The organism is Paludisphaera soli (assembly GCF_011064595.1).
Taxonomy (GTDB): Bacteria; Planctomycetota; Planctomycetia; order Isosphaerales; family Isosphaeraceae; genus Paludisphaera; species Paludisphaera soli.
This window is the reverse complement of sequence record NZ_JAALJI010000057.1, coordinates 1-10,464: the sequence shown is the minus strand read 5'-3', so window position 1 is coordinate 10,464 and position 10,464 is coordinate 1. Positions and strand designations below refer to the sequence as shown.

The 10,464-nt window shown below is 70.2% G+C and carries 10 protein-coding genes; 3 read left to right on the top strand and 7 right to left on the bottom strand.

Features of this window, described 5'->3' with window-relative positions:
* Positions 1-47 precede the first annotated feature (47 nt).
* The 7 genes from G6O68_RS30630 to G6O68_RS30600 form a co-directional block, all read right to left on the bottom strand.
* Entirely contained in the window at positions 48-2,507 is a 2,460-nt protein-coding gene (locus G6O68_RS30630) for a bifunctional metallophosphatase/5'-nucleotidase (RefSeq protein WP_165253372.1), read from the bottom strand.
* A 212-nt stretch (positions 2,508-2,719) separates the two neighbouring features.
* Positions 2,720-3,481, bottom strand: coding sequence for a rhodanese-like domain-containing protein (locus tag G6O68_RS30625; RefSeq protein ID WP_165253370.1), 762 nt, complete (start codon positions 3,479-3,481; stop codon positions 2,720-2,722).
* Between the two features lie 9 nt (positions 3,482-3,490).
* Positions 3,491-4,162 carry an MBL fold metallo-hydrolase gene (locus tag G6O68_RS30620; protein WP_165253368.1) on the bottom strand — a complete coding sequence of 224 codons (672 nt, stop codon included), beginning with the start codon at positions 4,160-4,162 and terminating at the stop codon, positions 3,491-3,493.
* A 64-nt stretch (positions 4,163-4,226) separates the two neighbouring features.
* Positions 4,227-5,117 (bottom strand): sulfite exporter TauE/SafE family protein, encoded by an 891-nt coding sequence (locus tag G6O68_RS30615; RefSeq protein ID WP_206108269.1) that lies wholly within the window; start codon positions 5,115-5,117, stop codon positions 4,227-4,229.
* Positions 5,105-5,662, bottom strand: coding sequence for a rhodanese-like domain-containing protein (locus tag G6O68_RS30610; RefSeq protein ID WP_165253364.1), 558 nt, complete (start codon positions 5,660-5,662; stop codon positions 5,105-5,107). Before G6O68_RS30610 ends, G6O68_RS30615 begins: the two co-directional genes overlap by 13 nt.
* 34 nt (positions 5,663-5,696) lie before the next feature.
* Positions 5,697-6,131, bottom strand: a complete 435-nt coding sequence (locus G6O68_RS30605; RefSeq protein WP_165253362.1) for a DsrE family protein — start codon at positions 6,129-6,131, stop codon at positions 5,697-5,699.
* A 28-nt stretch (positions 6,132-6,159) separates the two neighbouring features.
* Positions 6,160-6,579 (bottom strand): hypothetical protein, encoded by a 420-nt coding sequence (locus G6O68_RS30600; protein ID WP_165253360.1) that lies wholly within the window; start codon positions 6,577-6,579, stop codon positions 6,160-6,162.
* Positions 6,580-6,875: 296 nt separating this feature from the next.
* Here G6O68_RS30600 and G6O68_RS30595 point away from each other — a divergent pair, with 296 nt between their 5' ends.
* The 3 genes from G6O68_RS30595 to G6O68_RS30585 all read left to right on the top strand — a co-directional run bounded on the left by G6O68_RS30595 (position 6,876) and on the right by G6O68_RS30585 (position 9,996).
* The gene (locus G6O68_RS30595; protein ID WP_165253358.1) at positions 6,876-7,238 is read left to right on the top strand and encodes an ArsR/SmtB family transcription factor; all 363 of its coding nucleotides are present in this window, start codon (positions 6,876-6,878) and stop codon (positions 7,236-7,238) included.
* A gap of 101 nt (positions 7,239-7,339) precedes the next feature.
* The gene (locus G6O68_RS30590) at positions 7,340-8,716 is read left to right on the top strand and encodes a TAXI family TRAP transporter solute-binding subunit (protein WP_165253356.1); all 1,377 of its coding nucleotides are present in this window, start codon (positions 7,340-7,342) and stop codon (positions 8,714-8,716) included.
* Between the two features lie 1,091 nt (positions 8,717-9,807).
* A complete protein-coding gene (locus G6O68_RS30585) occupies positions 9,808-9,996 on the top strand; it encodes a hypothetical protein (RefSeq protein ID WP_165253354.1) in 189 nt (62 codons plus the stop codon).
* The last annotated feature ends 468 nt before the right edge of the window (positions 9,997-10,464 follow it).

Below are 10,464 nucleotides of genomic sequence, written 5' to 3'. Positions count from 1 at the left end.
TCCGTCTCGTGGAGCTCCCCGGCGAAACGATGTTTACGAAGACTCCATCACGAGGCGGCGGCCCGCACGGTCGGCCGCCTCGTTTCTCTCCAGGAGGTTCGATGACCACCCTGCTCGACCGCATCGAAGGCTCCCCGGCCGTCGCACCGGCCGCCCGCGACGACCTCGCCGGGCCGGCCCGGCGGCTGCGGGCGGAGACGGCCGCCGCCCGCGTCGCGTTCACCTGGCTCGGCACCCGCAAGGCGCTCACCGCCCCGCAGCGCGACCGCGCCGCCGAGGCGTTCGACGCCGAGGGCGGATGCCTCTCCGCGGGCAAGCGGCTGCTCGACGTGAAGCACCCGGCGTTCCGCGCCGTCACCGCCGTCCGCGGCCGCATCCGCTCGTACCGGCGCGACGTCTCGCCGCCCTTCCCAGAGCCGGGCGTGCGACTGATCCGACGCGACGCGGTGGACGAGTTCGCCCGCCGGATCGCCGACTTCCGCGGGGAGCTGGACGACGCCGTCGCCGACCTCGACCGCCGCTACGGCGAGCTGAAGGGTGCGGCCGCCCGCCGGCTCGGGAGCCTCTACGACCCGGCCGACTACCCCGCCACGCTGGTGGGCCTGTTCGCCGTGGCCGGCGACTTCCCCTCGGTAGCGCCGCCCGACTACCTGATGCGGCTCGCGCCCGACCTCTACGATCGCGAGCGGGCCCGCATGGAGTCGCGGTTCGAGGAGGCGGTGGCGCTGGCCGAGCGGGCGTTCGCCGAGGAGTTCGCCCGCCTGGTCGAGCACCTGGCCGAGCGGCCCGACGGCGTCGGCGACGACGGCCCGCCCAAGGTCTTCCGCGACTCGGCGGTGGAGAACCTGTGCGGCTTCTTCGATCGCTTCCGCGCCCTTAATGTCCGCAGCGACGCGCAGCTCGACGAGCTGGTCGAGCGGGCCCGGTCGGCCGTGCGGGGCGTGGCTCCGAAGGACCTGCGCGAGGCCCCGGGCCTGCGGCGGCGGGTGGCGACGCAGCTGGCCCAGGTCCAGTCGGCCCTGGAAGGGATGCTGGTGGAACGCCCCCGCCGCCGGATCCTGGACGTGCGGGATGCGGCAGAGATTGTCCGGGGCGTCCCCCTTTCGCTCGCAGGCGACCAGGCTATAAGCGCGGTCGTCCTCCAGGCGCTCGCCGCCGACCCGGGTCTCGCGGACCCGCTCCCCTTCGGGCGCGTGGGCGACGAACCGCAGCGTCATCCCCGAGGGGCGAGGGAGCCAGCCGCCGAAGAGCCGGGTCGGGTCCTCGGCGAAGACGTGCTCCAGCTCGCGCTCCCAGAAGGCCCGGAGCTGACGGCCCGTCACCCGGCCCACCTTGAGCTTCGTGTTGATGGGGTACCAGTCCCAGAGGTCCGACTCCCGGATCGGGCCGGCGGCGAGCGGCGGCGAGAACCGGAAGCCGTTCGACAGGCCGATCTCGGCGCCGGCCGCCTCGCGAAGAGCGTCCGACAGGACGTCGTCCAGGCTCGTCTCGACGACGTTGTACCGCATCAGCGGGACGTCCGTGCGGCCGACGACCCGATCCAGCCGGGTCCGCAACGGGGCCAGGGTCTCGTCGACCACCCGCTTGAACTCCCGGTCCTCGGCGAACCCATCGGCCCGCAGCTCGATCAGCTCCCACTTGCGGTCGACGACCTGGCCGTCCCGGACCGCGAAGTCCAGTCGGCCCAGGAACGAGCCGAATCCGCCGTGCTCGACCACCCAGGTCTCGCCCCGGACGATCGGCTCGTAGGTCCGCTCGTGAGTGTCGCCCGAGAGCACGAAATCCACCCTCTTGAGCGTCTCGGCCAGGCGGATCGACTTCGGCAGGTCGATGTGCGTGCGGAGCGTGACGACGTCGACCTTCTCCAGGCCCCGAAGCTCCGCGATCAGGGGCTGGAGGACGTCGGCCCCGTCGAAGGCCAGGCCCTCGCTGTAGCTGGGGGGCTGGCGCTCGGGGACGTCGGGATCCGTGAACCCGATCACGCCCACGCGGACGCCGCCCACCTCCTTGACGAGGTACGGCGGGAAGAGGAGCTTCCCCGACCGGCCGTCCCGCAGGTTGGCGGCGATCAGCGGGTGGCGGAATCCGGCCGCCCGCTGCTTGAGGATCGCGCCTCCGTAGACGACCTCCCAGTTGCCGGGCACGCCCAGGTCGAGCCCGAGCGCGTTGAGCGGGGCGACGACCGCCTCGCCCTTCGTCCAGGCGGCCGCGGCCGATCCCTGGATCGTGTCGCCGGCGTCCAGGAACAGCACCCCGCCGGGCCGCTCCGCGCGGATCGCCTTGACCGCCGAGGCGATGCGGGCGACGCCGCCCACCTCGGCCCGCTCGTCGCCGTCCTGCCAGAAGAACTCGGCGTGCGGCTCCAACTGGGCGTGCAGGTCCGCCATGTAGACCAGCGAGATCGACGCGGGGCCGCCCTGTTCGGCGAGGGCCGTCGGGGCGTGGACCGCCGACGCCGCGAGCAGGGCGGCGGCGGCCCATTGGGGTTCGCTTCTCGTCGCGGGCATCTTGGGAATCCTCGAGTACACATGAAAGATGAATGATATGAGAGAAATTGTATACAATATCGGCCAGGGTGAAGATGGCGTTGGGGATGACCTCGGAGACCCCCGGCTCCAGCTTCTCCGTGGGGATGTCGAACCGCTTGAGGGCCTCGCCGCAGAGGATGATGCGCGCCCCGGCCTCCTTCGCCTCCTTGATCGCCGCGGCGGCTTGGCCGTCACGTCCCTGGCGAAGGCCTGGACGGACCGCCCGTAGAGCAGGGTTCTCCTGAGCAGGTCTTCTCGCGTTCCGGACTTCGATCCTTGACCGTCGGCAGCCCGGCGGCCTTCCAGGCGGACATCCCGCCCAGCACGTTGGTGACGTCCTCGTAGCCCTCGCGCTTGAGGAACGACGAGGCGATCGACGCGCGATAGCCGGTCCCGCAGACCACCGCCACGGGTCGGTCGCGAGGGATCTCGGCGTAACGCTCCTCCTGCAAGCCGCCGTGGATGTGATGCGCGCCCTCGATGCGCCCGGCGTCCCACTCCGAGTCGGTGCGGACGTCGAGGACGAACGGGCGGCCCTTCTCCGCCTCCAGCTTGGCGGCGAGGTCGTGGACCGAGGCCGTCGCCAGCCGGCCCAGCTCGAACCCGTGCGACTCCCAGTCGGCCAGGCCGCCTTCCAGGTAGCCTTGCACGTCGTCGAAGCCCACCCGCAGCAGGTGCCGGACCACGTCGGCGACGTCGGCGGGGTCGTCCGGCACGATCAGGATCGGGCGGTCGTAAGGGAGGACCCAGCCGGCCCAGGTGGGCAGGTTGTGGCCCAGCGGGATGTTGATGGAGCCGGGAATGTGGGCGGCGGCGAACGCCTCCTTGGGCCGGACGTCCAGGACCAAGCAGTGCTCGCAGATCCGCTCGTGGACCTCCTTCGCGGTGAAGCGCCTCCGGCCCGGCAGCTCGGGGCCGAGCACCTTGGGGCCCTCGGCGTTGACCTTCTTCATCCGTCGGAATTACGGCGGCGCGATCGGCATCCCCTTCAGGAGCGAGGCGACCCAATCGGGCTCGTCTTTGGGCTGGAGCGCGGCGTTGAACCGCCTCTCGAAGCCCAGGCTGGAGTTCCCCCGCGAGCCGATGGCCTTGCCGCAGAGCGAGCCGGCCCCGTGGCCGGGGTAGACCTCGGTGAAGTCGGGCAGCGCCGGCAGGACGCCGAAGACGCTCTCGTAGAGCTGGTGCACCAGCTTCTTGCGGGCCTCCTCGCCCAGCAGGTCCGGACGGCCGACGTCGCCGACGAACACGAAGTCCCCGGTGAAGATCATCCAGGGGACGTCCTTGCTGCGGGTGTCGTCGAAGAGCGCCCAGGCGACGTGCTCATACGTGTGCCCGGGCGTGTGGACGGCCTTGAGCCGGACCGAGCCCAGCGCGATCTCGTCGCCATCGGCCACCGCCCGGTCGGCGTACGGCGGGGTCCATTCCGCGCCCCCCATGCCGGAGACCGCGACCTGCGCCTCGTCGCCCAGCCGGGCCTTCAACTCGGCCGAGCCGCTGACGAAATCGGCGTGGACGTGCATCTCCAGGATGTGCGTGATCCGCAGCCCCTCCCGCCTGGCCGTCTCCACGTAATCGTCGACGTCTCGGGTCGGGTCGATCACGGCGCACTGCTTGGTCTTCTCGTCGCCGACCATCTAACTGTAGATGGCCAGCCCCGGCACGAACCGCTGACGGAAGAACAAGGGGAAGCCTCCGGCCTCAGGCGAGGCTCTTGAGGACGATGAACGCGGCCACGGCGATCATCGCCGAGGCGAACAGCTTCTGGAGCCGCGGGCCGGCCAGGCGACGGCCCGCCAGCGAGCCGAGCTCCATCCCGGCCACGCCCCCGGCCACGAACAGGAGCGTCAACGTCAGGGGGAGCGGCCTCCCCGCCGCGAGGTGCGACGCCACGCCCGACGCGCCGATCAGGGCGATGACAAGCAGCGAGGTCGCCACGGCGCGATGGATTCCCATCCCGGCCACCAGCACGAGCGCCGGCACGATCACGAACCCGCCACCGACGCCGAAGAGCCCCGAGAGCACGCCCGTGACGAGCCCCGCGACCAGCAGCACCGCGAAGCACCGCGAGGTCAGGGTGGGCCGCCCTTCCGGGTCCCGGCGGCAGGACGGCCCGCGTCCGTCCCCCGGGTCGATCGACGGGCCTCGGACCGCCCGCGTCTCCTCCGGGTTCCGCGAGGCTTGCCGCCACATCCGCGCGGCGACTGCGACCATCAGGCCGGCGAACAGGACCAGGAGAACCCCCTCGGGCACCCGGCTTCCCAGCCAGGAGCCCGCCGGGGCCCCGACCATCCCGGCCGCGGTGAAGAGCAGCCCGGTGCGGACCTCGACCTCGCCGCGGGACAGCCTCCGCAGCCCGCCCACCAGGGCGTTCGCGCCGACCGCCGCCAGGGACACGCCGATCGCCTCACGCGGCCGGACTCCCAGGCCGTAGACCAGCAGCGGCACGGCGAAGATCGACCCGCCGCCGCCGGTCAGGCCGAGCGAGAAGCCGACCAGGCCCCCGAAAGCCAGGGCCACGAGGGCCTGCGCCTCGACGAACGCGGCGGCCGACGGTGCGAACGCTAGCAGGCCGTCGATCAGCGCGAACACGTGGTCCCCCCCGCGCATCCCTGATTCCACGGCATCCGGGCCAGCAGCATCCCCATGCCGCAGGTGTCCGTCAGCCCGGCGAACACCAGGCCCGCCCCGACGAACCCCGACAGGCCCAGGAACGCCGGATGCACGAACGCCCCCAGCGCGGTGCCGAGCACGACGAGGGAGCCGGCGGCGATGCGGACCTGGCGTTCCAGGGACATCGTCTTCTCCCCACGGACCACGGGGAGCCCGGCCTGTTCCCAGGCCTGCGTCCCCCCCTCCACGTTCACGACGTCGGGGAACCCGGCCGCTTGGAACGCCTCGCACGCCTTCTTCGCCCGGCTCCCCGATCGGCAGATCACGTAGAGCGGCCCGGCGTCCGGGCCTTCGCGGCCCGCCATCACGGCCTGGGGGTCGAGGCGATCGAGGGGGATCGATCGAGCGGCCTCGGCGTGGACCTCGCGGTACTCCGCGGGCGTCCGGACGTCGATCAGCTCGGCCGCCCGCCCGGCCCGACGCAATTCATGAAGCTCCCTGGGCGTGATCGTCGCGACGCTCATCTCGTTCTCCTCCCGGCCGCTCGTCGGCCTCGGCTCACGGCTTGAAGTAGGCATAGCCTTCCAACTGCTGCTTGCGGATGACTTCCAACGCGCCCGAGGGGACCGTCGCGACGCCTGGCAGGAGGTCTTCCTCGCGGATCGACTTCTGCCGCATCGTGTTCTCGCAGGCGGCGAACTCCACCCCCTGCTTCACGAGGGACGCGACAGCCTCCGCGTGGTCGGAGCGGGCCTTCTCCACCAGGCCGATGCCCGCCCCGTGGCAGACGACCACCACCCGCGCGTCGGGCGCCGCCTTGAGGATGTTGGTCACGTTTTTCAGCCCAGCCCCCTGCACCCCGGCCTCGGGCGCGTTCACATGGACGACGACCTTCAACGGGCCGCCCGGCTCCTCGCCGCGGGCGAGACGGGCTTCCCGCATCGAACCGAAGGCGAGGGCCAGGACGGCGGCGGCGATCATGCGCGTCTTCATCGGATCGTTCTCTCCGGATAGCAGGCTTTCAACGGCCGGGCGCCGTCCGCCCCCGACCCCCGCCGGCCCAGGGAGGGTGGACGGCCGCGGGGCCCCGGGCGGCGAAATCACTCACCTTCGCCGCGTGCGCCCGGATCATCGGGACGACCTTGGGGTTCTCGCTCGTCTCCGGCACCTCGACGCCCCCCTCGACGTCCTTCACGACGACGGTGATCTCGTCGGCGTGCGCGAACACGTCGCGGAAGACGGGGTCCCACATCCTCATCGGCCGGCCCCGCTCGAGCCGGGTCTCCATCTGCCGCACATGAGTCCGGAGAGTCGCCACCAGCCCGGGATCGGTCGTGGTGGTCCTCGTCCTCACTCCGCCGGGGATCTCCTTCACCTTGCGGGTGATCGAGGCGTGTCCGGCGACCAGGCCGAAGATCGCCTCATGCTCCCGGTCCGACATCCCCCCATCGCCGGCATCGGGCCGGCCGATTCCCGGGGTCGAGGGCCGGGATCCTCGGCCTGGCCGCTCCGGCAACACCCCGCACCCCCGCAACAGGGGGCCTGGGGGCTGGGCGGATCCATCGCCGACACGAACGAAAACGCCAACGTCGCAATCGCGAGACACATGACGTTCCTCCTCGAGAAGGGCTTCTCCTCGGTGCACGTTCACGATCCCTTCACTTCGCCCCCAGCCGTGATACAATATGCTTGCTGGACAATTCGACTATATTACTGATTGGGAAACAAGTCAAGAAAATGCCCGTCATCCCCGACGAGTTCCTGGACCTGATGGCGGAGAAGTTCCGCATGCTGGCCGACCCCACCCGGCTGGCGATCCTTCGCGCCCTGATGGCGGGGGAACGGAGCGTCGGCCAGGTCGTCGAGGAGACGGCCCGGAACCAGGCCAACGTTTCGAAGCACCTCAAGATGCTGGCCGAGGCCGGGCTCGTCTCGCGCCGCAAGGAGGGCCTGCAGGTCTTCTACAAGATCGACGACCCGCTCGTGGAGCGGCTCTGCCACCTGGTCTGCGAGACCATCGTCGAGGAGGCCCGCGAGGGTATGGACCGCCGCCGGGCGCTGCTGGACGGTTGGGGGGGAGAGGGTCGGAGCCGCGGCTGAGCGGCGGGTTCGGACTTCGGCGGGTGGCTGGCGGTGGCGGACGATCGCGTTAAGATCGAAGGGCGTTCGTCGATCCCCTCCCCGTCGTGAGCGAGTGCGAGATGGCCGAAGCGGACGTGTCCGGGTTGGAAGGGCCCCCCTCCTCGTCGCGACGGCGCGGGACGGTCCGGCGGGCGATTGGGGCCTGGCTGTGGGTCGGCGCGTTCGCGACGGCCGTGGTGGCGGCGTCGTACGTCCTGTTCGTGGAGCCGCCGCCGCCCCGCCGCCTGGTGATCGCCAGCGGCGCGCAGGGGGGCGCGTACTTCCGGTTCGCCAACCTGTACGCCGAAGACCTCCGCCGGCACGGCCTGGAGGTCGAGGTCCGCGAGACGGCGGGCTCGGTGGAGAACCTGGAACGGTTGCGGGACGCTTCCTCGGGCGTCGCCGTCGCCATCGTCCAGAGCGGCCTCGTCGACGGCGAGGACCGCGAGGGTCGTCTCGCGGCGCTCGGCAGTCTGTATCGCGAACCGTTGTGGGTCTTCCACCGTCGCGGCCTGGAGGTTGATCGCCTGGGCGGGTTGAAGGGCCTCCGGATCGGCGTGGGGGCGGAAGGCAGCGGGACCCAGGCCGTCGCGCTGCGGATGCTCGCCGCCAACGGCCTGGCCGAGGGCGGGGCCTCGCCGGGCGACGCCGCCACGCGGTACGTCCGCGAGGACGCGGCCGACGCCGTCGCCCTGTTGCTCCAAGGCGACCTGGACGCCGCCTGTTTCGTCGCCGCCTTCGAGGCCGAGTACGTCCAGGAGCTGCTCCAGGACGAACGTGTGGAGCTGTTGAGCTTCGACCGGCAGGAGGCCTATCGCCGCCGCTTCCGGTTCCTCGCGCCGATCACGCTGCCGACGGGCGTCGTGGACCTGGCGAGGAACCTCCCCGGGAGGGACGTCGCCCTGCTGGCCCCCACGGCCATGCTGGTCGTCCGGGACGACTTCCACCCTGCGCTCGTCCCGCTCCTGCTGGCGGCGGCCGCCCGGATCCACGGCGAGGGGGGCGTCCTCGCCGAGCCCCGCGAGTTCCCGTCGGAGTCGTTCTGCGACCTGCCGGTGAGCGAGGACGCGCGCCGCTTCTACCGGCACGGCCAGCCCGTGCTCCAGCGGCTGTTGCCGTTCTGGCTGGCATCGCTGGCCGACCGGGCCAAGTTAATGCTCATCCCGCTCGTGATGCTGCTCATGCCGCTGGTCCGGGCCGCCCCGCCGCTCATCCGCTGGCGGACCCGACGGAAGATCTACCGCTGGTACGCCGTCCTCCGCGAGATCGACCAGAAGCTGGAGTCCGGCATGGCCGGCGTCGACCTGGACCGCGAGGTCGCCCGCCTGCGCTCCATCGAGCACAAAGTCGTCTGGGTCGAGGTCCCCCTGAGCTACATGGAAGAGTTCTATCAGCTCCGGATGCACCTCACGATCATGCAGCAAAGGCTCATGGCTTTGCGGGTTGGCGATCCATAAATGATTAATTAATAAGAGCTTGCGTCGTGATTCTGGTGTTTTCGGATTCGCGGGAAAGACACGATATTTCCAGGGATTTCCTGACTCCAACGTGGGTTTGATGACTTGAATCGTGACTTCGACGCGAGCAGGAAGTTCCCCAGATAAGACGTGTGGCCGTAGCCTCCATGCCCCGGTCTTGTTCGTTGTCGCGTCGATGGCCGAGCGACCCGTGGAGCGTCACATTGAATCGCCTTGATAGTCATCCGTAAAGTGTGTTCGTTCATATGTATGTTAGGCCGAATCATGGGCTTCTCGCGATTGCCGATCGTCGCCCACTTGCCAACTGAGGGGGTATCCCCCGATACAGTGCCCGCAGCGGCGGGGTGGAGAAGACCCACTATCAGATCGTCTGACTGCTGACTCGCTCGACCGAGACTTCGGTCTGGATGGCGATCGCGCCCAGGTGAAGCTGACCCCGCTCTGGGCCCGCACCGTCCTGAAGCGTTGGAAGGTCGAGGGCCTCACCACCTTGGTCGACATCCGGGCCGCGCAAGCCCTGGCTCTCGGACAAGAAGGCGGCCCTGTGTTCGATGCGCCTCAGGGCCGGCCCGTCGACCGCGGCCGTTGGAGAGGGCGAAGGTCGCTGCCTACGTCCGGGGCGGTGGGGGCGTCGGGCTCTGCGTGCGGACCGCATGGACGTGGATGAACCGGCTGGGCTTCATCTCGCGAGTTTTGCGGCCCAGCAACCCCGGGGCCGCCGACGCCGAGGAGCAAGGGGAGTCGAAAATCCCATTTGTCCGACCGCATGGCGACGCTACCCGCATGACGAGGCTACGCCGCGTTACTCCGGCAAGGCCGTCGAGCGATGGACCGAGGCTGAGGCCCGGCTCGATCTCAAACGGATCACCAGCCGCGTTTGGTCGCCGCGAGGAGCTAGGCTGACGGCGAACGGACGCGCCAAATACCAGTGGCACTACAACTGCTGCTTCGTCCACCCGGCCGACGGCCACAACCTGGAGCTGAGCCTGACGGTATCGAACATGGGCTGAATGTCCACCGCGTTGGCAGCGTTCGCCCGTTGGGCCGACCCGGAAGGCGCGATGCTGCTTATGCCTGTTGATAACGCCGGCTGGCACGTCGCGAGGCGGCTGGAGGTGCCTCCGGACGTCGTCCTGGACCGGCTGCCGCCCTGCTACCCCGAGCTGCAGCTGGGCGAGTTGCTTAGGCCGCTCATGCGCGAGGCCGCCGCGAGCCGGTGTTTCCAACGATCCACACGCTCTGCAGGTACCATTGGTTGAACGCAGTTGCTGGCTCGTCGATCATTCCATTTCGCCCGCGGTTCTGCCGGCGCTCGGTCAACCTTCGCCGTTGATAGCCAGCCTTCAACGCAACACGGTATCGGCCGCCTGCCGGCCGGGCCTTTCGGGATCGCGCTACTGCGCCGGTCGATCCCTCTCGGGCCGGAGGATCTCTGCATGGATCTCCGACCGGCCGAAGAATGTATCGCCCGACCTCGGCGCGAGGGGCGGCACCCAGGCCGTCGCGTCGCGGCGGCCGTGGCGCACGCGGCCATGAAACTCGGCCGGCGCGGGTCGGGCGAGGCCGTCCTCGTTCGGCCCCGCAGGCTCGCGTCCGAGCTTCGCGTATCGGAGCGGCAGAGGGTAGGAGCAGCGTCTATCCCAGCCAGACCGATCGTACTTGTCGCCCCCTTCCTCCGCTTAGAGCAATTTCTTTGAAGGTATAGCGCCCTATTGATGGGATGGGTG